26 protein-coding genes, 1 rRNA gene and 1 riboswitch are annotated in these 25,456 nt (G+C 64.0%); of the genes, 11 read left to right on the plus strand and 16 right to left on the minus strand.

Annotated elements, in window-relative coordinates; genetic code table 11:
- Positions 1–37: 37 nt before the first annotated feature.
- The 3 genes from AB0O58_RS21830 to AB0O58_RS21840 are packed head-to-tail and all read right to left on the minus strand — an operon-like array spanning position 38 to position 2,900.
- Positions 38–1,459: an NAD(P)(+) transhydrogenase (Re/Si-specific) subunit beta gene (locus AB0O58_RS21830; protein WP_167327483.1), complete on the minus strand. Its 1,422-nt coding sequence runs from the start codon at positions 1,457–1,459 to the stop codon at positions 38–40.
- A complete protein-coding gene (locus AB0O58_RS21835; protein ID WP_027497943.1) occupies positions 1,459–1,782 on the minus strand; it encodes an NAD(P) transhydrogenase subunit alpha in 324 nt (107 codons plus the stop codon). The genes AB0O58_RS21830 and AB0O58_RS21835 overlap by 1 nt, the downstream gene beginning before the upstream one ends.
- On the minus strand, positions 1,782–2,900 hold the full coding sequence (locus AB0O58_RS21840) for a Re/Si-specific NAD(P)(+) transhydrogenase subunit alpha (protein WP_032391964.1): 1,119 nt from the start codon (positions 2,898–2,900) through the stop codon (positions 1,782–1,784). Before AB0O58_RS21840 ends, AB0O58_RS21835 begins: the two co-directional genes overlap by 1 nt.
- 254 nt (positions 2,901–3,154) lie before the next feature.
- On the opposite strand from AB0O58_RS21840, the gene AB0O58_RS21845 reads away from it, so the two are divergent.
- On the plus strand, positions 3,155–3,595 hold the full coding sequence (locus tag AB0O58_RS21845; protein WP_310184151.1) for an HIT family protein: 441 nt from the start codon (positions 3,155–3,157) through the stop codon (positions 3,593–3,595).
- Positions 3,592–4,236, plus strand: coding sequence for a Type 1 glutamine amidotransferase-like domain-containing protein (locus AB0O58_RS21850; protein ID WP_310184153.1), 645 nt, complete (start codon positions 3,592–3,594; stop codon positions 4,234–4,236). The genes AB0O58_RS21845 and AB0O58_RS21850 overlap by 4 nt, the downstream gene beginning before the upstream one ends.
- 29 nt (positions 4,237–4,265) lie before the next feature.
- Here the strand turns inward: AB0O58_RS21850 and AB0O58_RS21855 are convergent, their stop codons facing one another.
- Entirely contained in the window at positions 4,266–4,577 is a 312-nt protein-coding gene (locus tag AB0O58_RS21855; protein ID WP_027497947.1) for a hypothetical protein, read from the minus strand.
- 232 nt (positions 4,578–4,809) lie between these two features.
- Between AB0O58_RS21855 and AB0O58_RS21860 the strand changes: the two genes are divergently transcribed.
- Entirely contained in the window at positions 4,810–6,192 is a 1,383-nt protein-coding gene (locus AB0O58_RS21860; protein WP_032368798.1) for an FAD-linked oxidase C-terminal domain-containing protein, read from the plus strand.
- 103 nt (positions 6,193–6,295) lie between these two features.
- Here the strand turns inward: AB0O58_RS21860 and AB0O58_RS21865 are convergent, their stop codons facing one another.
- From AB0O58_RS21865 to AB0O58_RS21890, 6 genes are all read right to left on the minus strand, one after another.
- Positions 6,296–7,600, minus strand: a complete 1,305-nt coding sequence (locus AB0O58_RS21865; RefSeq protein WP_366238770.1) for an aspartate aminotransferase family protein — start codon at positions 7,598–7,600, stop codon at positions 6,296–6,298.
- 74 nt (positions 7,601–7,674) lie between these two features.
- The gene (locus AB0O58_RS21870; protein WP_306905256.1) at positions 7,675–8,706 is read right to left on the minus strand and encodes a TIGR03842 family LLM class F420-dependent oxidoreductase; all 1,032 of its coding nucleotides are present in this window, start codon (positions 8,704–8,706) and stop codon (positions 7,675–7,677) included.
- Between the two features lie 2 nt (positions 8,707–8,708).
- On the minus strand, positions 8,709–10,130 hold the full coding sequence (gene hydA / locus AB0O58_RS21875) for a dihydropyrimidinase (RefSeq protein WP_366238771.1): 1,422 nt from the start codon (positions 10,128–10,130) through the stop codon (positions 8,709–8,711).
- A complete protein-coding gene (locus tag AB0O58_RS21880; protein WP_366238777.1) occupies positions 10,130–10,969 on the minus strand; it encodes a nitrilase-related carbon-nitrogen hydrolase in 840 nt (279 codons plus the stop codon). The genes hydA and AB0O58_RS21880 overlap by 1 nt, the downstream gene beginning before the upstream one ends.
- A gap of 110 nt (positions 10,970–11,079) precedes the next feature.
- A complete protein-coding gene (locus tag AB0O58_RS21885) occupies positions 11,080–12,600 on the minus strand; it encodes an ATP-dependent DNA ligase (protein WP_306905260.1) in 1,521 nt (506 codons plus the stop codon).
- A 196-nt stretch (positions 12,601–12,796) separates the two neighbouring features.
- Positions 12,797–14,362, minus strand: coding sequence for a carboxylesterase/lipase family protein (locus AB0O58_RS21890; protein ID WP_306905263.1), 1,566 nt, complete (start codon positions 14,360–14,362; stop codon positions 12,797–12,799).
- Between the two features lie 101 nt (positions 14,363–14,463).
- On the opposite strand from AB0O58_RS21890, the gene AB0O58_RS21895 reads away from it, so the two are divergent.
- The 6 genes from AB0O58_RS21895 (at position 14,464) to AB0O58_RS21920 (ending at position 20,061) form a co-directional block, all read left to right on the plus strand.
- A complete protein-coding gene (locus AB0O58_RS21895) occupies positions 14,464–15,114 on the plus strand; it encodes a hypothetical protein (RefSeq protein WP_306905265.1) in 651 nt (216 codons plus the stop codon).
- Between the two features lie 116 nt (positions 15,115–15,230).
- Entirely contained in the window at positions 15,231–16,628 is a 1,398-nt protein-coding gene (locus AB0O58_RS21900; RefSeq protein WP_027497956.1) for a sugar porter family MFS transporter, read from the plus strand.
- Positions 16,629–16,690: 62 nt separating this feature from the next.
- A riboswitch (TPP riboswitch) is annotated at positions 16,691–16,790 on the plus strand.
- A complete protein-coding gene (locus tag AB0O58_RS21905; protein ID WP_366238772.1) occupies positions 16,785–17,507 on the plus strand; it encodes a TenA family protein in 723 nt (240 codons plus the stop codon). Its footprint overlaps the riboswitch before it by 6 nt.
- A 23-nt stretch (positions 17,508–17,530) precedes the next feature.
- On the plus strand, positions 17,531–18,517 hold the full coding sequence (locus AB0O58_RS21910) for an ABC transporter substrate-binding protein (RefSeq protein ID WP_366238778.1): 987 nt from the start codon (positions 17,531–17,533) through the stop codon (positions 18,515–18,517).
- Entirely contained in the window at positions 18,495–19,331 is an 837-nt protein-coding gene (locus tag AB0O58_RS21915) for an ABC transporter permease (RefSeq protein ID WP_366238773.1), read from the plus strand. The genes AB0O58_RS21910 and AB0O58_RS21915 overlap by 23 nt, the downstream gene beginning before the upstream one ends.
- On the plus strand, positions 19,324–20,061 hold the full coding sequence (locus AB0O58_RS21920; protein WP_366238774.1) for an ABC transporter ATP-binding protein: 738 nt from the start codon (positions 19,324–19,326) through the stop codon (positions 20,059–20,061). The genes AB0O58_RS21915 and AB0O58_RS21920 overlap by 8 nt, the downstream gene beginning before the upstream one ends.
- A gap of 17 nt (positions 20,062–20,078) precedes the next feature.
- Here the strand turns inward: AB0O58_RS21920 and AB0O58_RS21925 are convergent, their stop codons facing one another.
- The 3 genes from AB0O58_RS21925 to AB0O58_RS21935 are packed head-to-tail and all read right to left on the minus strand — an operon-like array spanning position 20,079 to position 22,018.
- The gene (locus AB0O58_RS21925; RefSeq protein ID WP_366238779.1) at positions 20,079–20,924 is read right to left on the minus strand and encodes an LCP family protein; all 846 of its coding nucleotides are present in this window, start codon (positions 20,922–20,924) and stop codon (positions 20,079–20,081) included.
- Positions 20,925–20,933: 9 nt separating this feature from the next.
- Complete coding sequence (locus AB0O58_RS21930; protein WP_366238775.1) at positions 20,934–21,341, minus strand: hypothetical protein; 408 nt, start codon at positions 21,339–21,341, stop codon at positions 20,934–20,936.
- A gap of 20 nt (positions 21,342–21,361) precedes the next feature.
- Positions 21,362–22,018: an NAD(P)H-dependent oxidoreductase gene (locus AB0O58_RS21935; RefSeq protein ID WP_080731785.1), complete on the minus strand. Its 657-nt coding sequence runs from the start codon at positions 22,016–22,018 to the stop codon at positions 21,362–21,364.
- Between the two features lie 65 nt (positions 22,019–22,083).
- Between AB0O58_RS21935 and AB0O58_RS21940 the strand changes: the two genes are divergently transcribed.
- Positions 22,084–22,446 (plus strand): helix-turn-helix domain-containing protein, encoded by a 363-nt coding sequence (locus AB0O58_RS21940; RefSeq protein ID WP_032389982.1) that lies wholly within the window; start codon positions 22,084–22,086, stop codon positions 22,444–22,446.
- 17 nt (positions 22,447–22,463) lie between these two features.
- On the opposite strand, the gene AB0O58_RS21945 is transcribed toward AB0O58_RS21940, so the two are convergent.
- On the minus strand, positions 22,464–22,784 hold the full coding sequence (locus AB0O58_RS21945) for a colicin immunity domain-containing protein (RefSeq protein ID WP_027497963.1): 321 nt from the start codon (positions 22,782–22,784) through the stop codon (positions 22,464–22,466).
- 230 nt (positions 22,785–23,014) lie between these two features.
- On the minus strand, positions 23,015–23,782 hold the full coding sequence (locus tag AB0O58_RS21950) for a hypothetical protein (protein ID WP_032365542.1): 768 nt from the start codon (positions 23,780–23,782) through the stop codon (positions 23,015–23,017).
- Between the two features lie 183 nt (positions 23,783–23,965).
- Here AB0O58_RS21950 and AB0O58_RS21955 point away from each other — a divergent pair, with 183 nt between their 5' ends.
- Positions 23,966–24,250: a GNAT family N-acetyltransferase gene (locus AB0O58_RS21955; RefSeq protein WP_027497965.1), complete on the plus strand. Its 285-nt coding sequence runs from the start codon at positions 23,966–23,968 to the stop codon at positions 24,248–24,250.
- Between the two features lie 1,113 nt (positions 24,251–25,363).
- Here AB0O58_RS21955 and rrf read toward each other — a convergent pair.
- Positions 25,364–25,456 (minus strand): 5S ribosomal RNA (rrf, locus tag AB0O58_RS21960); the annotation flags it as partial.

Genomic DNA, 25,456 nt, shown 5'->3' on the forward strand with positions numbered 1-25,456 from the left:
CACGGAAGCGTCCCATCCGGGCCGAGAAGGCGACCGACTAGAGGGCCTTGAGCTCCTCGGTCACCTCGGACACCGACTTCTTTGCGTCGCCGAACAGCATCGACGTGCCTTCCGCGAAGAACAGTGGGTTCTCGATTCCGGCGAAGCCGGACGACATCGACCGCTTGAGGACGATGACCGACTTCGACTGATCGACGTTGAGAATCGGCATCCCGTGAATCGGGCTCGACGGATCGTTGCGCGCCGCCGGGTTGGTCACGTCGTTCGCTCCGATGACCAACGTGACGTCGGTGCGAGAGAACTCGTCGTTGATGTCGTCCATTTCCTTCATCGCGTCGTACGCGACGTCGGCCTCGGCGAGCAGCACGTTCATATGTCCCGGCATGCGACCGGCGACCGGGTGAATGGCGTACTTGACCTCGACACCCTTGGACTCCAGCAACTTGGCCATGTCCTTGACGGCATGCTGTGCCTGAGCGACGGCAAGGCCGTAGCCGGGCACGACGATGACCTGGTTGGCGTAGGCCATCTGGATCGCTGCGTCTGCCGCCGAGGTCGCCTTGGCGGTTCCCCCGCCTGCACCGGTCGGGCCTGCAGCCGCGTCGCCGCCGCCGAATCCACCTGCGACGATCGCCGGAATGGACCTGTTCATGGCCTTGGCCATGAGGTTGGTCAAGATCGTGCCGGACGCGCCGACGATCATGCCCGCCACGATCATCGCGGTGTTGTTGAGCGCCAGACCCGCAGCCGCAGCAGACAGACCGGTCAGAGCATTGAGCAGCGAAATGACGACCGGCATGTCCGCGCCGCCGATGGGCAGTACCACCGTGAGACCGAGGATGCCTGCCAGTACGAGAACCGCGACGATCCACCACTGCGACACGCCGCCGCCCGGAGTGGCGTTGATGCCGATGACCACTGCAGCGGCCACAGCGCCGATCAGCAGCAGAGCGTTGAGCGGCTGCTGCAACTTACCGATGGTGATCGGCGAGCCGGGCAGAGTTTCCTGCAGCTTCAAGAAGGCGATGAGAGAGCCCCAGAACGAGATGGAACCGATGATCGCCGCGAAGAGTGAGCCGATGACGATATGCACCGTCGGCGACTCTCCGTGGTTGAAGTTCGAGAATCCGGACGTGTCGAGGAACTCGGCCCACGCGATCAGTGCGACCGTGCCACCGCCGACGCCGTTGAACAGAGCCACCAGCTGCGGCATCGCCGTCATCTTCACCCGTCGCGCAGGCGGGATTCCCAGCGCCACGCCGACGACGAGTCCGACGATGATCAGGATCCAGTTACCGGTGTCGCGAATGGATATCAGCGTGGCCACCACGGCGATGAACATGCCGACCGCGGCGATCTGGTTGCCCCGCACGGCGGTCTTAGGTCCGGTCAGACCCATCAGACCGTAGATGAACATGCCGAAGGCGACGATGTAGAGAATGTTGACGAGATTGTCCATCAGGAGTCAGCACCCTTCGAGGTCTTGGCGGGCACCGGCTTGGACTTGAACATGCCGAGCATGCGGTCGGTGACCACGAAGCCACCGATGACGTTGACGGTTCCGAACACCAGCGCGACGAACAGGATGACCTGCAGTCCGATGGACGGGTCGTGCACCTTTCCAAGGACGACCAACGCGCCCAACACTACGATGCCGTGGATGGCGTTGGTTCCCGACATCAGCGGGGTGTGCAAGGTGTTCGGCACCTTGGAGATCACCGCGAAACCGACGAACCCGGACAACACCAGGATCGCGATGTTCGCGAGAAGCGGGGTGTACATCAGTTCTCCTTCTCACGTGTCACGCAGGCACCGGCGAGCACTTCGTCGGAGAAATCCGGAGCGAGTGCGCCGTCGACCAGCATGAGCTCGAGCAAAGCCGAAATGTTCTTCGAGTACAGCTCGCTGGCGTGCTCGGGCATCGTGGCAGGCAGGTTCAACGGCGAGCAGATGGTGACGTCGTGCTTGACGACGGTCTGGCCGGGCTCGGTGAGTTCGCAGTTTCCGCCGGTCTCACCGGCCAGGTCGATTACAACGCTGCCGGGCTTCATACCCTCGACTGCGGCGGCCGTCACCAGACGCGGTGCGGGACGGCCGGGCACCAACGCCGTGGTGATCACGACGTCGAATCCCTTGATCGCCTCTTCCAGGGCACGCTGCTGCTGGACGCGTTCGTCCTCGGTCAGCTCACGCGCGTAGCCGCCTTCGCCGGCAGCATCGATCCCCAGATCGAGCCACTGCGCGCCGACGGAACGGACCTGGTCGGCTACCTCCGGTCGCACGTCGTAGCCGGTGGGTCGACCACCGAGACGCTTCGCGGTGGCCAGGGCTTGCAGGCCGGCCACACCGACACCGAGAACGAGCACAGTCGCCGGCTTGACCGTTCCGGCGGCGGTGGTCAGCATCGGGAAGAACCTCGTGGACTCCGACGCGGCCAACAGAACGGCCTTGTACCCGGCGACGTTCGCCTGAGAAGACAAGGCGTCCATCACCTGAGCGCGGGAGATACGCGGAATGGCTTCGACCGCGAACGCCTGTACTCCGGCGGCCTTCAGCGCGCCGATGCTGTTCTCGGCATTGCGTGGGGCGAGGAAACCGATGAGCGTCGAGCCCGACTTCAGCCTCGAGATCTCTGCGTCGGTGGGCGGCGCGACCTTGACCACGACCTCCGAGCCCCAGGGATCGCCGATCGTGGCCCCGGCTGCGACATAGAGCTCATCCGGGATCAGAGCGCCGAGTCCGGCACCCGATTCCACGACGACCTCGACGCCCTTGCCCGTGAGCGCGGCAACGATCTTCGGGACCAGAGCGACACGTCGCTCACCTTCCCCCGATTCGCGGACCACACCGACGACCGTCGTGGATCCCGAACCCTTTTCAGTGCTCTGCGATGTATCCAAATCTCCGTCTTCCTGCGTTGAATGGTGCCCACCGATCGGCCAATGGCTCGAAATCTGCGACGAGTGGACGAACCCATGCGACAAGGCACGAGGTTCCTGATAGTAGCCACAGGTAATGGAGCGCGGGTAACCCAGAACACAGTCCGATTCGTTCTGAATCGAGTCCGTTTCGACATTTCGCGACTACAGGGCGAGCAATTGTGATGCACGCCATACAGGTCTATCCGTGATGATCGGACCTTACAGTGACAATCGTGGAATCTTGCATCTTCTGTGCCATCGTCGCCGGCGACGCACCTGCCCACCGCGTGTTCGAGAACGAGCACACCGTCGCCTTTCTCGATATTCGACCGATCAGCAGGGGCCATGTTCTGGTGGTTCCGCGCGAGCATTCCGCAGACCTGACCTCCACCGGACCGGACCCGGCTGCCGAGGTTTTCCGCGTCGGGCACACGCTGGCGCGCGCAGTGCGCGAGTCCGACCTCCGCGCCGACGGTGCAAACCTGGTGATCAACGACGGCGTCGCCGCATTCCAAACCGTCTTTCACCTGCATCTGCACGTGGTGCCGCGCTGGGACCGCGACCGACTGAAGTTCGCGGCGGGGTTCGTCACCCGTCGCCTGCGTGAACCCGAGCGGGTGGCCGAGGCAATTCGATCCGGAATGGCCAGGGTCGCCGGGGAGCAGACCTCGTGAGGTTGTTCTTGTCTTCGTATCGATTCGGCGGCCATTCCGACGAGTTCGCCCGTCTCACCGGCCCGCCCGCCGATCTCGCCGTCATCGCCAATGCGGCCGATGCCTGGCCCGCCGCTGCCCGCGAATCCTCGCTCCGCAGCGAGTTCGGGCCCTTACGCGCCTTGGGATACCGGCCGTCGGAGTTGGATCTGCGCGATTTCGCCGGGAGACCGGCCGCATTCGAGCGCGCCCTGGCAGCGTTCGACGCAGTCTGGGTCCGCGGTGGCAACACGTTCGTGTTGCGCGCTCAGATGGCTCGTTCCGGTGCGGACGAGGTCATCCGCGGGCGCGTGCGGGCCGACACCATCGCCTACGGCGGGTACAGCGCGGGAGCGTGCGTCGCTGCGCCGTCGCTGGCCGGGGTCGAGGATGCCGACGACCCGAACGCGGTACGGCCGGTCGCAGGCATCGATCCGGTGTGGAGCGGGCTCGGTCTCGTCGACTTCTCCGTCGTCCCGCATCTCGATTCCGTGCTGGACGAGCAGGATTCGGGGTGGGCGACGCTGCGCCGTCTGCGACGCGAGGGGATCGAAACTCACGGACTGACCGACAGCCAGGCAATCGTGGTCGACGACTCCGGGACGACAATTCTGGGTGCGTGAACCGTGATTTGTGACTGTGCGACCCGTGATCAGCCCAGGCGAGCGAGCGGCGCGAGCCGGTCGAGGGACGACCACGCGAGAGAGCAACGGCGAGCAGTCATTTCGTCGGCATCGAGGACGAGCATGTCGAACAGTCGGCGGGGTGCTGCACGCCACGAGTCGGCGATGGCCGCGACGGTCGCGCTCTCGAACATCCCGGATTTCAGCAACGCGTGCACCCACTCGTCGACCTCGCCGCGGTGAATGCGCTCGATGGTGTCGTATTCGACTCCGCCCCCGAGGAATTCGTACGAGAACATCGCCGCCACATAGTTCCAGGAGTCACTTCCGGGATCGATCATCGTGCAGCCTCCTTGTCGACCCGCACCGCATGGGGTGCGAGATGCGCTGCGCTGGACGCTAGCGCTGCGAACTACAACATTGCGTGTCGACGACGCATCGATCTGGTAACGCCTGAGGCTGGTGTTACTGATGTGACTCGGACATTCTCGGAGTCGTCCTCGTTCACGCCCCACTGCGAGTCGTGACAGACTCGAGTGGCGACGGTCACATGTACGACGTGAGGAGAACCGGATGTCGGTGACTACCGATGCAGATGCCCACCTGAGCGAGCTCGAAGCGCTGCTTCCCGCCGGTGCCGTGGTCACCGACCCCGACATCACCGAGGGATACCGACGCGACTGGGCCAAGGACCCCGACGCGGGTACCCCATTGGCCGTGGTCCGCGCGCAGTCCACCGACGACGTCAGAGCCGTCATGCGGTGGGCCACCGAACACGCGGTGGCGGTCGTCCCGCGTGGGGCCGGCTCGGGCCTGTCCGGTGGTGCCACGGCCGTCGACGGCGGGATAGTGCTCACCACCGAGCTCATGCGCGAGATCACCGTCGACCCGGTGACCCGCATAGCCGTCGTACAACCCGGACTGCTCAACGCCGAAGTCAAGAAAGCAGTCGCCGAACACGGTCTGTGGTACCCACCGGATCCGTCGTCGTTCGAGATGTGCTCCATCGGCGGCAATGCGGCCACCAATGCCGGCGGGCTGTGCTGCGTGAAGTACGGCGTCACCACCGATTACGTTCTCGGACTCGAGGTCGTCCTCGCCGACGGTACTGCCGTCCGACTCGGCGGACCACGCCTGAAAGACGTTGCCGGACTGTCCCTTGCGAAGCTCTTCGTGGGATCCGAGGGCACCCTGGGCATCATCACCGAGATCACTCTTCGATTGATCCCGGCCCAACCTCCGGCCAGCACCGTGGTTGCCTCGTTCGCCTCCGTGCACGATGCGACGACTGCCATTCTGGCCATCACCCGTACCCTGCGGCCGTCGATGCTCGAGTTCATGGACCGTGCGTCCATCGGTGCCGTCGAAGACGCCATGAACATGGGACTCGACCGCGAGGCAGCTGCGATGCTCATCGCTCGGTCCGACTCCCCCGGTGCCGATCGAGGGCGAGAGATCGACATCATGGCCGCAGCATGCACCGAGGCCGGAGCCTCGGATGTCTTCACCACCGACGACCCCGACGAGGGTGAGGCCTTCGCTGCCGCACGTCGATTCGCCATTCCGGCGGTCGAACGACTCGGCAGCCTGCTGCTCGAGGATGTCGGTGTTCCGCTGCCTGCCCTCCCGGCTCTCGTCGACGGGATCGCCGAACTGTCGAAGAAATACGACGTGTTGGTTGCCGTCATCGCGCACGCGGGAGACGGCAACACCCACCCGCTGATCGTTTTCGATCCCGAGGACGCCGACATGACCCGTCGCGCCAACGTCGCATTCGGAGCCATCATGGATCTGGCAATTTCGTTGGGCGGCACCATCACCGGCGAACACGGCGTAGGTCGCCTCAAGAAGGCCTGGCTGCCCGATCAAGTCGGCGAAGACGTCATGGAACTGACCCGGCGAATCAAGACCGCTCTCGATCCGGCCGGAATCCTCAACCCCGGTGCTGTGCTCTGATCAGAGCGGCTGACGCCGCACGTGCGCGCAGTGTTTTCGGGTCGTTCCGCAGGCTCCACTCCTGCCTCGTAGCAGAAGTCGAGTTTCCGCCCACGACCCCGAGTCAGACGGTGAACCCGTCCGCCACCGTCAATACCTCGTCGAGGATTTCCAGTCCCTGACGAATCTCGTCCTCGGTCGTCGTCAGCGGCGGCGCGATCTGCAGACGGTTGCCTGCGACGAAGGGCCACAGACCCCGTGACTTCGCCGCGGCGGTCACGGTGCCCATCGCCGCCGCATCCTTGCCCGACGCGGCGAAGGGCACCAGCGGCTCCCGCGTCGTGCCGTCCTTGACCAGCTCGACGGCCCAGAAGAATCCCTTGCCGCGCACCTCACCGACGCTCGGATGCGATTCGGCCAGCTTGGACAGGCCCGCACCGAGTACGTCCTCGCCGACGTGACGCACGTGAGGAAGGATCTTGTCGCGCTCGAACACCCCGATGGATGCGACGCCCGCGGCACACCCGAGGACGTGACCGGAGTAGGTCAAGCCGCCCGGATACGGCTTGTGGTCGAACTGCGAGGCGATCTTCTCCGAGATCACGACCCCGCCGAGGGGCACGTATCCGGAGTTGACGCCCTTGGCGAAGGTGATCAGATCCGGTGTCACATCCCAGGCCTGGCACGCGAACCATTCGCCGATTCGCCCGAACCCGACCATCACTTCGTCGGCGATGTAGACGATCCCGTACTTGTCGCACAGTGCCCGAACGCCGGCCAGATATCCGGGCGGCGGGATCAGCACACCGTTTGTACCGACGACCGATTCCAGGATCAGTCCGGCGATGTTCTGCGCGCCTTCGAGCACGATGACCTGTTCGAGGTGCGCCAGCGCTGCGGCTGTCTCGTCCTCGGGAGTCGTTGTGCCCCAGGGCGACCGGTACGGGTACGGCCCGAAGAAGCGTACGACGTCGACGTTGGTCGGCTCGGTACCCCATCGCCGCGGCTCGCCGGTGAGACCGATAGCGACTCCGGTTCCGCCGTGGTACGAGCGGTAGGCGGCAAGTATCTTCGTGCGTCCGGTGTGCTGGCGCGCCAGCCTCACCGCATGCTCGACGGCTTCGGCACCGCCCGTCGTGAAGAACACCCGTTTCAGATCACCCGGAGCGCGTTCGGCGATCAGAGCGGCGAGTTCACTGCGCTTGTTGTTGGCCACGGTCGGAGAGATGGTCGTCAGAACCTGGGCCTGTTCGACGATGGCGGCCACCACGTCGGGGTGTTGATGCCCGAGATTGACGTTGACCAACTGGGACGAGAAGTCCAGGTACCGATTGCCCTTGTCGTCCCAGAACCACGACCCCTCGGCACCCTCGACGGTGATCGGGTTCAGTTCGGCCTGCGCCGACCAGGAGTAGAACACGTGATCCATCTACTTGCCGCCTTTCTTCGGTGTGACACTCACCGGAGCGTACGACTGGCCGACGGCAACAGTCCCGTCGCCCGTCACGACGTAGCCGTGACAGATGTGCGAATCTGCGGGATGATGCTCTCTCCGTACGCTTCGAGCGTCGCTGCCTTGGCGTCGTGCTGCAGGTACACCGAGAACTGGTCGACGCCGAGCGCCTCGAGCTCCTTCAGCTTGGCGATGTGATCGGCCGGGGTGCCCAGTAGGCAGAACCTGTCGATCACCTCGTCCGGAACGAATTCTGCGTGCGAGTTTCCGGCTCGACCGTGCTCGTTGTAGTCATATCCTTTGCGCGCCGCGATGTAGTCGGTGAGTGCCTGCGGAACACCGCCGCCGTCACCGCCGTAGCGTGCGACGATATCGGCGACGTGATTGCCGACCATCCCACCGAACCAACGACATTGATCGCGGGCATGTTCGAGCCCGGCCTCGGTACCGTCGGTGACGTAGGCGGGAGCTGCCACGCAGATCGAGATCGAATCCGGATCTCGGCCCGCCTGCTCGGCCGCAGCACGCACTCGGCCGATCGTCCACGCAGCAATATCCGGATCTGCCAATTGCAGAATGAATCCGTCCGCTACCTGCCCGGTGAGCTCGAGGGCTTTCGGTCCGTACGCCGCGACCCACACCTCCAGCGTCGAATGCTCCGCCCACGGGAACTGCACCGTCGTCTCACCCACCCGGGCGCTGCGCCCGTTGGCCAGATTTCGGATCACCTCGATCGAGTCTCGAAGCGAGGCAAGTGTTGTCGGCTTCCCTCCGAGAGCGCGGACCGCGGAATCACCCCGACCGATGCCGCAGACGGTTCGATTGCCGAACATGTCGTTGAGAGTCGCGAACGTCGACGCCGTCACGGTCCAATCGCGGGTAGCCGGATTGGTGACCATCGGACCCACGGTCACGCGCCTGGTCGCGGCCAGAATCTGGCTGTAGATGACGTACGGTTCCTGCCACAGCAGATGCGAATCGAACGTCCATACGTGCGAAAACCCATGCGTCTCGGCCTGTCTGGCCAGATCGATCACCCGCGACGCCGGCGGATTGCACTGCAGCACCACCCCGATGTCCATGCTCAGATCAGATTCTGTGACAGGTCGCGGCGAACGAAGCAGCCGTGTCCCGCAGTGCCGGAATAGGATCCACTGTCGACGATGACGCGCCCGCGAGACATCACGGTGTCCACGTGGCCGTCGATCTCGAAACCCTCGTACGCCGAATAGTCCATGTTCATGTGGTGGGTCTTCTCGACCCCGATGCTGGTGTGCCCGTTCGGGTCGTAGATCACGATGTCGGCATCTGCTCCGGGGCTGATGACGCCCTTTCTCGGATACATACCGAACATCCGGGCCGGGGTGGTGCAACAGACGTCGACCCACTTCTCGAGGGTGATCTTGCCGCTCTTGACCCCCTGGAACATCAAGTCGATGCGATGTTCCACCGAACCGATTCCGTTGGGAATTTTGGAGAAATCGCCGATTCCCATTTCTTTCTGGTCCTTCATGCAGAACGGGCAGTGGTCGGTACTGACGGTTGCCACGTCACCGGTGCGCAGGTAGCGCCACAGTTCGTCCTGATGGCCCTCGGCCCGCGACCGCAGGGGCGTCGAGCAGACCCATTTGGCCCCCTCGAAGCCGGGTGCACCGAGTTGTTCTTCGAGCGAGAGATAAAGGTACTGCGGACACGTCTCGGCAAACACGTTCTGCCCGTTGCCCCGAGCCTGCGCAATCTGTTCGAGAGCCTGTTTTGCCGATACGTGCACGACGTACAGCGGCGCTCCGGTGACGTCGGCCAGCATGATCGCTCGATGCGTCGCCTCTTCCTCCAGCTGCCACGGACGCGATGTCCCGTGGAAGTACGGGGCCGTGTCGCCGCGTGCGATGGACTGGGCCACGAGGACATCGATGGCAATCCCGTTCTCCGCGTGCATCATCAACAGCGCACCCGTTTCCGCCGCCGACTGCATGGCTCGCAGGATCTTGCCGTCGTCGGAGTAGAAGACCCCCGGATACGCCATGAAGAGTTTGAAGCTGGTGACACCCTCGGAGACCAACTCGCTCATGGCTTTCAGCGAATCATCGGTGACGTCGCCGATGATCTGATGAAACCCGTAATCGATCGCGCACCGACCGGCGGCCTTGTCGTGCCACTGCGCCAGAGTGTCCTGGACGCGTTGGCCGGGAGTCTGGATGGCGAAATCCACGATGGTCGTCGTACCACCCCACGCCGCTGCGCGCGTCCCGGTTTCGAAGGTATCGGAGGCGAACGTGCCCCCGAACGGCATCTCCATGTGCGTGTGTCCGTCGACGCCGCCCGGAATCACGTACTTCCCGGTGGCATCGATGACGACGTCCGCCGATGTCTTCAGATCTGCGGCCAAGGACACCGAGCCGGGTGCCAGCACTGCGACGATGGTCTCACCGTCGATGAGCACATCCAGTTCCTGTGCGCCGGTGGTGGATACGACAGTGCCGCCGTGCACGAAGGTGGTGGCCATCAGGGTTGCACCAGTGGGCCGTAGGCGTCGGGTCTGCGATCACGATAGAACGCCCATCGGTCGCGGACCACTTTGATCAGGTCCATGTCCAGGTCCCGAACGACGATCTCCGACTTGGAATCCGACGCCACCTCGCCGACGAATTTGCCCTCGGGATCGACGAAATAGCTGGTGCCGTAGAAATCGTCGTCGCCGTACTCGGATTCGATTCCGACGCGGTTGATCGCACCGACGTAGTACTCGTTCGCGACGGCGGACGCGGGTTGCTCGAGCTTCCACAGATAATTCGACAGACCCCGTGAGGTCGCCGAGGGATTGAAGACGATCTCGGCACCGGCGAGTCCGAGAGCACGCCAGCCTTCGGGAAAGTGCCGGTCGTAACAGATATAGACACCGATGCGGCCGACGGCGGTATCGAACACCGGCCACCCCAGGTTGCCGGGGCGAAAATAGAACTTCTCCCAGAATCCGTTGACGTGGGGAATGTGATGCTTGCGGTATTTACCGAGATACGTGCCGTCCGCGTCGACCAAAGCAGCGGTGTTGTAGAGCAACCCGGGCTGCTCCTGCTCGTAGACGGGCAGGATCATGACGATCCCGAGCTCTTTCGCCAACGCCGCGAACCGGTCGACCGTCGGGCCCGGTACGGATTCGGCGTACTCGTAGAATTTCGCATCCTGGAGCTGGCAGAAGTACGGACCGTAGAAAAGCTCTTGAAAGCAGACAACTTTCGCGCCCTGCTCGGCGGCTGACCGAGCGAACCCCTCGTGTGCCTCGATCATCGATTCTTTGTCACCGGTCCACGTGCTCTGGACCAACGCAGCTCGAACTGTGGACATCATCGGCACTCCATCTCTCGCTGGCTTGCACCCTCAAGGTATTTTGCGCCGTGTTACGGGATCGTTCGTCCGGTTTCGTATGTATTAATCGTGCACAGTTCTCGGCGAACTCACGAGTTCGAGTTGGGCAACAACGCGCGGACTGCATCGATGGTGTCTGCCGTGGCAAGGTTCTTGTCCGGTCGGTATCGCAACACTCGGGCGAAACGCAGCGCTACCCCGCCCGGATAGCGCGAGCTGACCTGCACTCCGTCGAGTTCGATTTCGACTATCAACTCGGGCCGCAGGTACACGGTGTGCTGATCTCGCTCGCGTTCGTGCTTCGGGAATTCCTCCGTCTGCCACTGCAGCAGCACATCGGTCAGGCCTTTGAACGTCTTGCCGACCATGATCGGTTCACCGCCGTCGGGATCGCGGGCCCCCAGATGCAGGTTGGACAGAAAGCCCGTCCGTCGGCCGTATCCCCACTCCGCGCCGAGAACAACGAGATCGAGAGTGTGTTCGGGTTTGACCTTCTGCCAACTCTTTCCGCGCCGGCCTGCCGCATACGGGGCGCTCAGGGCCTTGAGCATGACTCCCTCGTGCCCGGCATCGAGCGCAGCATCGAAGTGGGCAGCCGCCCCGTCGGCGTCGGGCCGTACGGCACTCGGAATCCGATGTCCCGGCGCCACCTTGTCGAGCGCTGCGAGACGCTCTTCGAGTGGAGCGTCGAGCAGATCGACGCCGTCGAGATGCAGACAGTCGAAGAAGTAGGGCTGCAGCAACAATTCGTGTGCGCTCTCGGCACCGAACCGGCTCATCGTCTCCTGGAACGGACGCGGCCTGCCACTGTCGTCCAGTGCGAGTGTTTCGCCATCGAGGACCACCGACTCGCAGGGAAGTGCACGGACCAGTTCCACCAGCTCGGGCACACCGGCGGTGATATCGCGCAGGGTGCGCGTGTAGATGCTCACGTCGGATCCCGAGCGATGCACCTGAATTCGGGCACCGTCCAGCTTGTACTCGACCGTCACATCCCCCGCCAGCTGCTCCCAGGCACCCCGAAGAGACTCCGCCGGCGACGCCAGCATTGGGCGAACCGGCCGACCGACTTCGAGTCGAAAGGCCTTCAATGCCTCGACACCACCGGTCATGGCGGCGACGGCAGTGGCAGACAATCGACCGGACAGCATGAACGCCCGCCGCACCGACGCCTGCGGCAGAGCTGTGGCAGCCGCAACGGCGTCGACCATGATGCCCTCGAGCGCACCTTGCCTCAGCTCGCCCGTGACCAACCTGATGACGAACGCACGCTCGTCGGCCGTGGTCCGCGAGAACAAGTCCAGCAGCAGGGCCGAACGTCGCGCAGCCGAACCAGCGCCCGACGTCGCCGCCACCTCGGACAACTTCTCGTCCACCTCGGCAACGGTCAGCGTCGACTCCGATGCGGACGGGACATCCAGATCTGCGAGTGTGCGCCAGCCGACCCCGATTCGCCCCTGTGGCAATTCGCCCGACAACCACGACACCGCCGGTTCGATATCACCCGCCTGTGCCTCGGACAGCACAGCACCGAGCTCCTCGATTTTGACCTTGCGCGAACGCGTCGCGGCCACGGCCCGAGAGGTTTCGACAATCCTGGACATCAGCACTCATCGAACATAACCGCACCCACCGACTGGCCTACCCAACCGGGTCATTCCGCAGGCTCCACTCCTGCCTGACATTCAATTGTTACCGCTGTGACTCCAGCGGCCGGTGTTCTTGCTGTTACGTTCGATGCATGCCTGTGACGTCCCGAGCAGGAGTGAAGCCTGCGGAACGACCCGGCGGCGGGCCGGCGACGGGTCAGCTGAATCCCACCACCCGGTCGCCCCAGGCAGCGCGCATGTCTCCGTCGGGATCGTCGACGAGAGTGTCGGACGTATCGATCACCAGAGTCCATCGATTCTTCTCGGTGTACGGGGCCCAGTGCTTGGACGCGTCCAGCGCGGCCGGTACTCCGTACCGCGCGAAGGCCAGCCACCGCCGCTGCATCCGGGCCGACACCGCCATCGCAGGTTTCCGACCCCCCAGCCAGAAGGTGGGATCTCGGTTGAGAGTTCCGAAATTGCCGAACACGTACGGCAGTTCGGTCGCGTGGCCGGCCCCTACTCGCGCGGCCTTGAGCATCGGCGTCGCGTGATCGAAACGGTACATCCAGGTCGGCGAATGTCTACTGTGCCCGTCGGCGATCCACAGACTCGGCATGACGAAGCCTGCGTCACGCGAGATGGCCTGAGCCCCAGCAGGTTTGTTCCTGTCCGGGTAGGCGGCCATGATTTCTGCGATGCGCGAGGCGGGCATGTCCGCGTGATCGTGCGCGATGGCCCGGAACATCTCCGAGACGGTGTCGGATGTGATCGGCATCAACGGGGACTTCATGAACCGGAAGATCGAGGGCTCGTCGTGATTGGTGCCGATGATCAACGGAATTCTGTGCGACAGACCTTTCTGGAAGGCCGCGACCGGATAGCGGGGCACGACGTCTCCGTCCACGACGGGCGAAAGCCCCAGCGTCCCAGGCACTGTGGTCGGAATCTCGTAGCAGAGGGTGTCCCCCGCGGTGACCAGTCTGCTGAAGTGCATCTCGAGCAACTCGCCGACGTCCTCGCGGTCGACCCCCACGAGCTCGAGGAACCGGGCGGCCACCGCAGCGCCGCGTTCGGGACCGTACACGGACGTGGCCGGGGCACTTTGCACGATCGCTCGATGGAAGAGCCCCTCGGCCTTGGGCGAGGTCATCAGAGTGGTGACCGACGCGCCCCCGGAGGACTCGCCGAAGACGGTGATCTCGTCGGGGTCCCCACCGAAGGCGGAGATGCACTCCCGGACCCAGTGCAGCGCCGCAATCTGGTCGCGCAAGCCGAGATTGGTCTCGAAGACGTGCTCGTCGGTGGAGAAGGACGACAGATCGAGAAAGCCGAATGCGCCGAGACGAAAGTTGATCGAGACCACGACCACGTCGCCGTTCTCGCTCAGATGTCGCCCGTCGTACACCTGTTGCGCGGACGAACCGAGCGAATACGCGCCGCCGTGGATCCACACCAGCACCGGACGCAGTTCGCCGTCCGGCCGTGGTGCCCACACGTTGAGCGACAGGCAATCCTCGGAGATCGACAACGACGGATCGATCGGGACCGGGCTGTCGCGGCCCTGCGGTGCCATCGCACCGAAGTGCAGACCGTCGAGCACGCCGTTCCACGGCTGCAGGGGACGCGGGGCTCGAAACCGCAACTCACCCACCGGCGGCGTTGCGTACGGAATACCCCTCCAGGCGACTGTCGGCGATGCGTCGGCCGCCACCGGGTAGCCGAGAACGTCGCCGTACGGCGTGCTCACACGCACGGTGGAGTCGGACGTGGTGTCGTCCATCGCACCTCCCTTCGGGTCGTTGCTCAACGTACCAACTCCATCCCCGACGCCGGCCCGCTCGAAACCCCCGGCAGCGCTCCCATCGAACCGAGGAACGAGTCATGAAGAGAATTGGATCCGCCCTGGCGGCGGTCGTCGGAGTGTGCCTGTTGTCTGCCTGCGGTTCGGGCGGCGGAGGTGACGGACCCATGGCGACGGTCATCACCGACCGCCCCCAGCCGATCACCGCGGTTCCGACCACCGACCGTGGCCTGCCGTCGAGCAGTGTGCCTTCCACGCCGTCCTCCACGACACCGTCCAGCACCACGAAGACCACGCCGAGTGCCGTTGCGCAGCAAGCGAACCCGACACAGTACGCGGGCAAGGCTCCGGGCTGGTACTACTTCACGAGCCCCAGCGGCAAGTTCGAGTGCGGTATAGCCGTACAAGAGACGTCGATCGCCGGTTGCCACGGCTCGCTGCCCGACTCGGCCCCCGAGGTGACCGACAGTGCATCCTCCGACCGGGTGAAACCTAATTCCGTGCAGATCATCGCCGGCTCCCCGGCGAAGTTCGAGAGCCTGGGCGATCCCAAGTTCCACCGATTCGACGGACCCGCGGCGGCACTCCCGTACGGCGACGAACTGACCGTCGCGGGTAGCGGATCCACCAACGGGCTTCGATGCAGCGTCGACGAGCAGACCGGAGTCACCTGCACCGATCAGGTCGGCCACGGATTCACCGTCTCGGACGACGATTTCGACCTTCGCTGACGGCGTCGTTCGCGCGGCGAAAGACCAGGCGTAATGTCCCAGGACGGTACGACAATCCCTGCCGTACGGTCTCCCCAGCGGCCGGCGCCCGCGCGCGGCCAGAAGGTGCATCACACATGAATCAGACCTCGGACCGTCACACAGCGAAGGTCATCGGCGTCAGCGTCGCCGCCGCTGTAGGCGGCTTCCTGTTCGGCTTCGACAGTTCGGTCATCAACGGAGCTGTCGATTCGATCGAAGACCACTTCTCTCTCGGCTCGTTCACCACCGGCTTCGTGGTTGCGATAGCCCTGATCGGCTGCGCGATCGGTGCCTGGTTCGCCGGTAGCCTCGCCGATCGCTGGGGCCGCAAGAAGGTGATGCTCCTCGGCTCGGCCCTGTTCGTCATTTCCTCGGTCGGCTCCGGGCTCGCGTTCAGCGTTCCCGATCTCATGCTCTGGCGTGTGCTCGGCGGTCTCGGCATCGGCATCGCGTCGGTCATCGCACCGGCCTACATCGCCGAAATCGCGCCCGCCAAATGGCGTGGCGCGCTGGCCTCGCTGCAGCAATTGGCGATCACCATCGGTATCTTCGCTGCCCTACTGTCCGACGCCCTTCTCGCGGGTGCGGCCGACGGAGCCTCCAACGACCTGTGGTTCGGTGTCGAGGCGTGGCGCTGGATGTTCCTCGTCGGTGTGGTCCCCGCTCTGGTCTACGGAATCCTGGCCACCCTGATCCCGGAGTCACCCCGCTACCTGGTGGGTCAGCATCTGGACGAGGAAGCCGCCGCGGTTCTGGCGAACATCACCGGCGAGCTGCATCCGGACGAGCGAGTGCACGAGATCAGGCTGACGCTGCGCAAGGAGGCCCGATCGTCGTTCGCCGACATCCGTGGCCCCAAGTTCGGTCTGCAGCCGATCGTCTGGGTGGGCATCACGATGGCCGTCCTGCAACAGCTGGTCGGCATCAATGCGATCTTCTACTACTCGACGACGCTGTGGCGGTCGGTCGGGTTCACCGAGGACCAGTCGTTCACCACCTCGGTCATCACCGCGGTCATCAACGTGGCCATGACGTTCGTGGCGATTCTGTTCGTCGATCGCATCGGCAGGCGCAAGCTGCTGATGGCGGGGTCCATCGGAATGTTCGTCGGACTCGTCATGGCATCCGTCGCCTTCTCGCAGGCGACCGGCAGCGGCGACGAGGTCAGTCTGCCGTCGCCGTGGGGTGCGATCGCGTTGGTCGGGGCGAATCTGTTCGTCATCTTTTTCGCATCGACCTGGGGGCCGATCATGTGGGTCATGCTCGGCGAGATGTTCCCCAACCGGATGCGCGCCATGGCTCTGGGTATCGGTACGGCTGCGAATTGGATCGCCAACTTCGCTGTCACGCTTGCCTTCCCACCACTGACGTCGTCCGTCGGATTGTGGGTCATCTACGCCGGCTTCGCGCTCTTCGCTGCGCTGTCGTTCCTCTTCGTCAAGTCCAACATCCGTGAGACCAAGGGCATGGAGCTCGAGGACATGCTGGGCTAGACCCATGCCGAGGTGAAGGGGCAGTAACACCGGCACATCGTGACCGGTGTTACTGTCACTGACGTTCTGACACGGGGTGTGTCCGCCGATGCGGATGCTGAGATCAAACCCGCCGAACCTGATGCAGGTAATACTGACGAAGGGATGTCAAAGGCGATGACGCCTGTTGTATCTGCGGACCCGGTCCGCTTCACCGATCGACTCTGGGACGCATCCGCGCACATCAGACGCGCGATCGACGATCTAGAATTCCTCCGCCAACTCGGTGCGGGAACCCTTCCCCTCGACGCGTTCCGTCGATATCTGGAACAGGATTCGCTGTATCTCGGTGGCTACGTGAAGTCGCTGTCCCTGCTGGCAGCGCACGCGCCGACACCGGTGGCCGGAGCCTTCTGGGCCGGCGCTGCAGCGAGCGCGATGGACGAGGCCGCCTCGCACGAGGCCATGCTCACCGGAGACGTTCTTCCGCCCTCCACCGAGACGCCGACGCCTTCACCGGCATGCCTCGGCTACACCTCCTACCTGACGGCCGTCGCCGCGACCGAGCCGTATCCCGTTGCGGCGGCAGCTGTTCTGCCGTGCTTCTGGATCTACGCCGACGTCGGCCGCTCGCTCGCCGGAGCGGCGAAAGCCGTGCTCGCACGCGATCCCGGTCATCCCTACGCACAGTGGGTGGCCAACTACGACGCACCCGAATTCCATGCCCTCGTCGATGCCGCCAAGGGCTTCGTCGACGACGCGGCCGACTCTGCGACGGAACTGCAGCGTGAGCAGATGATCGACGCCTTCGTCGTCGCGTCGAGGTACGAATTGATGTTCTGGGACAGCGCATTACACCCCACTCCGTGGCCATCGACCGAGAGCGCGGTGCACGCATGAGAACGTCTCGATTGCTCACGGTGATGGTGGCGACGGTCCTCGCAACCACGGTGATGGCCGGCTGCTCGCAGTCGACGGATTCCGACACCATCCGTTTCGCCCTCGACTGGACTCCCAACACCAATCACACCGGCCTCTACGTCGCCCTTCAGGAGGGCTACTTCGCCGACGCCGGGCTCGATGTGGAAGTACTGCCGTACAACAACACGGCCGCAGACACGCTCGTCGATGCAGGCAACGCCGAATTCGGTATCAGCACCCAGAGTTCGACGGTCTTCGCGAGATCCGCCGGCGCCCGGACCGTGTCCGTCCTCGCACCGCTGCAGCACTGGGCCACCGGCATCGGAGTGCGTGCGGATCGGGACGACATCGCGAGCCCACGCGCACTCGACGGCAAGGTCTACGCCGGTTTCGGTGAATCCGGCGAGCAGGCCGGGCTCCGGCAGGTCATCGAGAACGACGGTGGCACAGGCGAATACGAGACCGTCGTGCTCGGCACATCGGCCTACGAGGCGGTGTACTCCGGCACTGCGGACTTCACCGTGTCCTACCTCGCCTGGGAGGGCATCGAGGCAGAGCACAGCGGAACGCCGATGAAGTACTTCGACTACACCGATTACGGGTTCCCCGACGCTTACGCCATCACCATCAGCGGGAACGAGCCGTGGCTGGCTGCGCATCCGGACGAGGCGAAGAAGTTCGTGCAGGCGCTGCAGCGTGGCTACCAACTCGCAGCGGACGATCCGGACAGGGCGGCTCAGGATCTGATCGACGCCAATCCCGGCACGTTCACCGACGAGTCGTTGGTGTTCGAGAGTCAGAAGATGCTCGCAGAGAAGTACATGAAGGATTCCGCGGGCGAGGTCGGACGACAGAGCATCGAGACGTGGACCGCGTACTCGAAGTTTCTCTACGACAGCGGGGTACTCACCGATCAGAACGGTGCACCGCTGAGCGCCGAACCGGACTGGTCCACCTATTTCACCGATGACTACCTCGGCGATCGATGAGCCGGTGACCGCTGAGCGAGATACGTTCTCGCTCAGCGGTGTCCGAGCTTCGTTGCGGTGGGCATGGCCCGCGGTGACCGTCGTCGTCCTGTCGATCGCGGTGTGGCAGATCTATGTCGAGGTCAGCGGCATCAGGCCACAGGTACTGCCCTCCCCCGGCCGCGTTCTCACGCAGGGCTGGGCCCAACGCGAAGCGATTGCCGAGAATGCCGCAGCGACACTGCAGGTGACACTCGTCGGTTTCGCAGTCTCTCTCGTGCTGGCCTGGCTGCTCGCCATCGCCGTGGACTTCTCGCCGTGGCTGCGCCGTGCGTTCGTACCCTTGTTCGTCGTCTCGCAGACACTGCCGATCATCGCCATCGCACCGCTGCTCATCATCTGGTTCGGGTTCGGACTGTTACCGAAGATTCTCGTGATCGCACTGGCGACGTTCTTTCCCATGGCCATCGGGCTCATCGAGGGGTTCGCCGCCGCAGATCGCGACGCGCGAGCCCTCCTGTCCACCATGGGGGCCGGCCGCTGGCAGCAGTTCCGCTACGTGCGGCTACCGTCGGCACTTCCTCGATTCTTCACCTCGCTTCGCATCGGCATCACCTACGCCGTCGTCGGTGCGATCTTTGCCGAATACGCCGGAGCCACAGCAGGACTCGGTATCTACATGAGTCAGCAGAAGAATTCGTTCCGTACCGATTTGGTTCTTGCAGCCGTTGCCGTCACCGCGGTGATCAGCGTGCTCCTGTTCGTCTCGACGTTCGTGTTCGAACGCTTCGTCGCCCCGTGGGCACGTCAGGGGTCGGCGGGGCACAATGTCTGAACTCGAGCACAGCATCGACATCTCGGCTCTGAGAAAATCGTTCGGCGGAAAACCGGTACTCGACGGCGTGTCGTTCGGCGTCCGGCCCGGTGAATTCGTGTCGATCATCGGTCCGAGCGGGTCGGGCAAGAGCACGGTGTTCAACATGCTCGCCGGCCTCGATACACCCGATTCGGGCTCGGTCCGAGTCCCGCCGTGTGCCTACATGCCGCAGAAAGACCTGCTGTTCCCGTGGCGATCGGTGCTCGACAACACCTCGCTCGGCCTCGAAGTACAAGGCGTCGCCAAGAAGGAGGCACGAGCGCGGGCACGCGAGTTGTTCCCGGTGTTCGGTCTCGACGGGTACGAGTCCGCTCGCCCGTCCGAACTGTCCGGTGGCATGCGGCAACGAGCAGCACTGCTGCGCACCGTGGTGCAGGGACGGTCGGTGTTGCTGTTGGACGAGCCCTTCGGGGCATTGGACTCGTTGACCCGTAGTGACATGCAGGCCTGGCTGCAGCAGGTCTGGTCGGAGTTCAGGTGGACGGTGCTGATGATCACCCACGACATCCGCGAGGCGGTCTACCTGTCCGATCGGGTGGTGGTCCTCTCGCCGCGACCCGCCCACGTTCGACGACAGGTCGACGTACCGCTGCCTCGACCCCGGGAGCTCGAGATCGTGACGACGCCACAGTTCGCCGCCGTCGAGAAGCAGTTGATGGATGTTCTGTCGAGCACGCCGATCCATTGACCGAGTCGATGCAGGGATCAGTCGACGCAGGGGATGCCGCCGTTGCTGTGCACACCCTGATCCGGGGCGGCCGGTAGATCCTGGGACGGCTCGGGTACGGCTACCTCGAGCGGTGGTGGTGCCAAATCCGACGTCGGATCGAGGGCTGCGGGTGTCGGCTGCGCAGGACCGATCAATTGCGCTGCCTCGGCTCTGATGGCGTCGACGTCGACGAGATTGACGTCCTGACCGTCGACGGTGTCGTAGCCCGTGATCGGCAGCGTGTAGAAGTCGATATCACCCTTCATGACGGCACCGGCTCCCCCGGCCAGGCCGATGGGGTCGAGGCCTGCGTCGATGACGATGTCGTTCTTGGTACCCGCAATCAGCGCACGCAATTCGCTGATGTTCGCCAGCACGCCGGATGCGCTGAGCTTGGCCATCACCCCGGCCACGAACGCCTGCCGCCGCTTGGTTCTGTCGAGGTCACCGTTGTCGAGTCCGTGCCGTTGACGCACGAAGGACAACGCCTGAGTCGCGCTCAATTCCTGCGCACCCGCAGGGAAGTCCGCACCCGAGTACGTATCGTGCACCGGGTTGTTCAGGCAAACCTGGATCGGGCCGACTGCCGTCGCCACGTCGTAGAAGCCCAGAAGATTGACTTCCGCGAAGTGATCGATCGGCACATCGAGGAGATCGCGAACGGCCGTCAGCGTCGAGCGGCGCCCCGCCTCGCGTGCCCGACGCTCACGCTCGGCCGCGTCGGTGACACCCTCGTCGAGCAATTGGGTGTCGGCATCGGCCTTGGCGAGCCCGTAGGCCTCCTTGATCTTGCGCTTGCCGTACCCGGGAACGTCGACGTAGTCGTCGCGCGGTATCGACAGCGCTGTCGCTCATCCACCGCCGGCCGGAAGATGCACCAGCAGAAGCGTATTGGTGTTGTATCCCCCGACGTCGCTGTCACCGGCATGCAGGGTGTCGGTGACGAACGCGGCCGGCAGATCGTTGCCGTCCATGTCCTTACGACTGTCGAGCCCGATCAACAGAATGTTGGTGTCGGCACCGTTGACATCCGGATCGTTGTTCGCGATACCGTCGAGCGCATCGGAGGTGGTCAGTCCGGTGGTTGCCTCCCGGTAGACCGCGAATCCGACGCCACTGACTGCGACGGACGCCACCGCCGCCGTCGCAACGAGCACTCGGCCGATCCGCAGCGCAACAGCGTGGTCGCCGGACGGACGCGCCAACCGGTGGCGTCCTGGTCCACGTTCGATGCCGCTACCAGGGCCGTTCGGTTGCACCCTGACAGGCTACTCGGCTCTCACACGGGCGAGATCGTGCCCAAACGCCGCGCGAGCTCGTCGACGGCCGATAATGCCGTGTCGAGGCTGGCCCGAGCCTGCGGAATCTTCGGTGCCAGACCGGCAACCCGCTCGGCAAGGGTCAGGTCGATCGGGACGAAATGCACGTCCATGCCCAGTGCGGCACCGAGAACCTGCCGCAGCTGCCCCGTGGTGTGGTCGATCGACGCTGCCTCCGAGCCCGGGGTATACTCGTTCCCCCGACTGGTGACCACAACCGCAGGCTTGCCGACGAGTGGTGCTGTGTCGCCGTCGAACGGCACCGTGATTCCGGGAACGTGCACGTAGTCGATCCACGCCTTCAGCGTCGACGGGATCGACCAGTTGTACATCGGCGCACCGATCAGTACGACGTCCGCGGAGATCAGTTCCTCGATCAGCTCGACCTGAAGAGCCTCGGCTGCCGCGTCCACGGTCTCGTCGGCAGTCCGCAGGTGCGGTGCCCAATGCAGTGCCGAGGTCGGCAGATGTGGCAATGCATTGACGTGCAGATCACGGCGAATCACCGAATGATCGGTTCCGATGGTGTGCCACGCGTCCGAGAAGTGGGCTGTCACCCGACGGCTGATCGAACGGGACAGGTCGGCAGACGAATCCAGGTGCAACAACTGCGGCACTGAAACACTCCTCGGATGGTGGGTGTCCCGAGCCTAGGCGAACCGGACGCTCCTATCCTGGTCGGATGGACTTCCGATTCGTCACCCGCGCGCTGAGTTCGCGCTCCGCCGCACGAATCACGACGGCACTGCACGAGAACACGGACACGGACGTCGATGTCCGTCTCGGCGGAGTGTCGGTGGACCTGGACGACCCCGCGCGCGCTGCGGTGCTCGAACTGCTCACCCAGCTGGCCACCGCCAGGGCTGTGGCCATCGGAACCGTCGAAGAACTGCTGACGACCTCGCAAGCGGCAGAGGTACTCGGTGTCTCCGACACCTACGTCCGGCGCTTGGCAGACGCCGGAGACCTACCGATCGAAATGCGAGGCACCCACCGACGCTTCCGGCTGGAAGACCTTCTGCGACACCGTGATCGATTTCGCTGACGGGCTGCGGCGGCCGATCAGCCGGCCTCGCGCTCGAACTGCTCGGACTGCAATGTCATGAGGTCACGAAACGCGTGGCCGGCGGCACGCCACAGCTGTTCCGCATCGATGTAGTCCACGCCGCGAAGGTCGACGTCTCCCAGATACGCCCCGACGTCGACCGACAGCATCCCGATCACCGACGACACCTCTGCATCGAGGTACGTCACCCGCGTGTTCTGGAGTTCTCGAAACTGCGTCGAGAAGAACTCCGCCGGAATTCTCCGATCGACGAACTGTGCGATGAGAAAAAGGAAGCGGGACGAATGAGCGGATGCCGCTCGGTATGACTGCTCCATGGTGAATACCTCTCCCCACGGTCGACAGCACCCCTCGCACTGTCGACCGTCGAGCTCGCTGAGACCCGAAACCCGATGCACAGACGAACTCTCGAGCATCGATTCGACCCAGCGATTGAAACAGGGAGCTCGTCGTACAAGCGCCAGGTTAATCAGACACTTCGACGGTTTCCGCACCTTGCGCGAACTTGGTGAAAGCTCACAAAATCACCGCGTTCACCTGCTAGTTCTTACTGAAAGGAACCGAGAGGGGCGCGATCGGGAGTGTCCAACTGCCAGAACTGCCAGCCGTCCCGCTCCTCGACATCTCCACTGATATGCGTGGCGACGGCACTGGCGGCGACGGACGGGTTGTCGAAGCGTCGACCCTCCATCGGCCCGGCCGTGATTTCCAGGCGCTGAGTGTGCGGGTCGAATCGCCCGCTGAGCCGGTATCCCTCGCAATCGGCCACCACCCGTACCCGGTTGTCGATCACTTCCTCTTCGACGACGACCTTGGACTTCCGCGTTGCTTTGACCCTGGGCGTGCGAACCCACGTCTGCTCGGGTCCGACGTCGACCGACGTGTCCAAGGTGGCGCTCAGTCCCAGCAGTTCCCAGCGCTCACTGCCGTGAGCCACCCTGTCGACTGCAATGGCGTGATGCCCGGTTCGCGTCCGCAGCGGCGAATCCTGTACCCACAGATCCACTTCTCCGCGAATATCCGACGCCATCTCCTCGGAGGACACCATGTAGAAACGCGGTTCCTCGGTTGCCAGGTCCACGAACACCCAGTACGACGACCCCGTGTCGTCGCTCTCGAGCGACTCGTCCTGTCTGCGGGCTTTCCAGTCGCCCGTCACCTTCGATCGCACACGCACGATGCACGAGGACTTACCGTCCATCGACCAGACCTGAACGGGATTGCGACGCGAGGTGGTCAGACGCTCCGCGCGTCCACCGCGCTGCGCGACGGTTCTGATGAAAGCCTTGATTCCCCGGTCGGATGTGTCTTCCACGGTTTGCCGCCTTAAGCCTCGAGCGCCCCGTACTTATGAAGAGAGGTGTTGCGACGGGTGGCGCTCGCACGACTCGGTTTCCCTCAGCCTACTGCGTCGATGCGTGCTCGAGTAACTACCGGAAGATCGCCGTTCGGCTGCCGGTTACCGTGGAGACATCGAATACTGCCAGGAGGTACCGCAATGCCGGTGACGATCACCCATGACACCGCCGCCCACCGATTCGAGATTCACGTCGACTCCGAGCCGGCCGGGTACTCCGAGTACTTCGAGTCGAACGGCGTCCGAACCTTCCACCACACCGTGACACTGCCTCGTTTCCGCGGCCGAGGGCTGGCCGCCGCGCTCACCGAATACGCCCTCGACGACACCAGCACGCAGGGCCTCCAAGTGGTCCCTGCGTGCTGGTTCGTGCGCGACTTCATCGACGCAGCCGGCGATCGATATTCACATCTGGTCAAACGATGACCGGTCAGCGATTTGCCGAGACGAATCCGGACTCGATACCGGATTCAGAACTGTCACCGTTTCCGGGTGTTTCCTCGTCGTCCCAAGTGGCTTTCCCGACCGATTCCTGAACGGGTTCGATTCGTTCTTGTGCCGCAACACTTTCCGCAGCCCGCTCGGCTGCTACGCGACGCCGTTCGTAGTTCTCGACACCCCGGGCAACCCGTTGTCGATGTTCGCTCAAGACATGTTCGTAGTACATCTGTTCTCCTACAGAAAGAATGGCCGCCTCACACGGAGCACAGCCGTGCGGCGCAAAATAGTCGACGCGTCGTTGCCGAGGCTCATCGGCCTCGATCCGCGAAAGCTCTACTCAAAGAGCGTGATCGGCAATAGCCGCGGATCGCGTGTAGACGACGCCCCGGCCTGCGAGCTCGAAATTTGCTGCCATTGTCCACCTCCACGATCGATGCGATGTACCCGTACGACGATCATGCACTGCCGAGGCTTCGAACTCCACTGATTAAATTCGGCGCTCGAGAATTGTTGTGCAGCTGGGCGTTCCAGGGGCGCACTCGAACGAGTGGTGGAGTGTGGCCCGACTACTTCGATTCGATCGGTCGGTAGGCCTTCCCGGCGTACGCAAGCGCGCGCGTTTGTCAGGTGCGCGCGGTCTGGTGTCGCTGTTCTGCTCGCGTGTGGCGAACGCGCTCGCGTGTGCGAACGGGGTGGGGTGGCGCGCCTCAGCGGGCGACACGGTTGGGGATCACCGATCCCCTTTGTCTGCGCGATGCGCTCGCGTATGCGACGGGGGTGGGTGTTGCGAGTGAACGTCCGGCACTGTCGGAGGCGACGTGGTGCCGGCACCTCTGGTGCTATGCGAATGCGCGCGCGTTTGTCGGGTGCGTGCAGTCTGGTGTCGCTGTTCTGCTCGCGTCCGGCGAACGCGCGCGCGTTCGCGACTCGACGCGAGGGGACGGGGCGGTCCGTATGGCGATGATGGGACTGGGGGTGCAGGTGCCGATGCCTGCGCGTTCAGTTCAACGAAAGCGGCGAATACTGTTGCGTGGGTGGTGGTTTCGAATGCCAGAATGCCCCTGACCACGGGTGGTCAGGGGCATTTTGGGATGTTGTGTTCGGCGGTGTCCTACTCTCCCACACCCTGTCGAGTGCAGTACCATCGGCGCTGGAGGGCTTAGCTTCCGGGTTCGGAATGGGACCGGGCGT

It is taken from the genome of Rhodococcus sp. NPDC080181 (assembly GCF_040702225.1).
Classification (GTDB): Bacteria; Actinomycetota; Actinomycetes; order Mycobacteriales; family Mycobacteriaceae; genus Rhodococcoides; species Rhodococcoides fascians.

What these genes read in the sequence shown, in the direction of transcription:
- AB0O58_RS21830 (WP_167327483.1), bottom strand. Translation starts at nt 1,459, where the DNA reads ATGGACAATCTCGTCAACATTCTCTACATCGTCGCCTTCGGCATGTTC.
- AB0O58_RS21835 (WP_027497943.1), bottom strand. Translation starts at nt 1,782, where the DNA reads ATGTACACCCCGCTTCTCGCGAACATCGCGATCCTGGTGTTGTCCGGG.
- AB0O58_RS21855 (WP_027497947.1), bottom strand. Translation starts at nt 4,577, where the DNA reads ATGATCGATCCCGGAAGTGACTCCTGGAACTATGTGGCGGCGATGTTC.
- AB0O58_RS21860 (WP_032368798.1), top strand. Translation starts at nt 4,810, where the DNA reads ATGTCGGTGACTACCGATGCAGATGCCCACCTGAGCGAGCTCGAAGCG.
- AB0O58_RS21865 (WP_366238770.1), bottom strand. Translation starts at nt 7,600, where the DNA reads ATGGATCACGTGTTCTACTCCTGGTCGGCGCAGGCCGAACTGAACCCG.
- AB0O58_RS21870 (WP_306905256.1), bottom strand. Translation starts at nt 8,706, where the DNA reads ATGGACATCGGGGTGGTGCTGCAGTGCAATCCGCCGGCGTCGCGGGTG.
- hydA (WP_366238771.1), bottom strand. Translation starts at nt 10,130, where the DNA reads ATGGCCACCACCTTCGTGCACGGCGGCACTGTCGTATCCACCACCGGC.
- AB0O58_RS21880 (WP_366238777.1), bottom strand. Translation starts at nt 10,969, where the DNA reads ATGTCCACAGTTCGAGCTGCGTTGGTCCAGAGCACGTGGACCGGTGAC.
- AB0O58_RS21890 (WP_306905263.1), bottom strand. Translation starts at nt 14,362, where the DNA reads ATGGACGACACCACGTCCGACTCCACCGTGCGTGTGAGCACGCCGTAC.
- AB0O58_RS21895 (WP_306905265.1), top strand. Translation starts at nt 14,464, where the DNA reads ATGAAGAGAATTGGATCCGCCCTGGCGGCGGTCGTCGGAGTGTGCCTG.
- AB0O58_RS21900 (WP_027497956.1), top strand. Translation starts at nt 15,231, where the DNA reads ATGAATCAGACCTCGGACCGTCACACAGCGAAGGTCATCGGCGTCAGC.
- AB0O58_RS21905 (WP_366238772.1), top strand. Translation starts at nt 16,785, where the DNA reads ATGACGCCTGTTGTATCTGCGGACCCGGTCCGCTTCACCGATCGACTC.
- AB0O58_RS21910 (WP_366238778.1), top strand. Translation starts at nt 17,531, where the DNA reads ATGGTGGCGACGGTCCTCGCAACCACGGTGATGGCCGGCTGCTCGCAG.
- AB0O58_RS21915 (WP_366238773.1), top strand. Translation starts at nt 18,495, where the DNA reads ATGACTACCTCGGCGATCGATGAGCCGGTGACCGCTGAGCGAGATACG.
- AB0O58_RS21920 (WP_366238774.1), top strand. Translation starts at nt 19,324, where the DNA reads ATGTCTGAACTCGAGCACAGCATCGACATCTCGGCTCTGAGAAAATCG.
- AB0O58_RS21940 (WP_032389982.1), top strand. Translation starts at nt 22,084, where the DNA reads ATGGACTTCCGATTCGTCACCCGCGCGCTGAGTTCGCGCTCCGCCGCA.
- AB0O58_RS21945 (WP_027497963.1), bottom strand. Translation starts at nt 22,784, where the DNA reads ATGGAGCAGTCATACCGAGCGGCATCCGCTCATTCGTCCCGCTTCCTT.
- AB0O58_RS21955 (WP_027497965.1), top strand. Translation starts at nt 23,966, where the DNA reads ATGCCGGTGACGATCACCCATGACACCGCCGCCCACCGATTCGAGATT.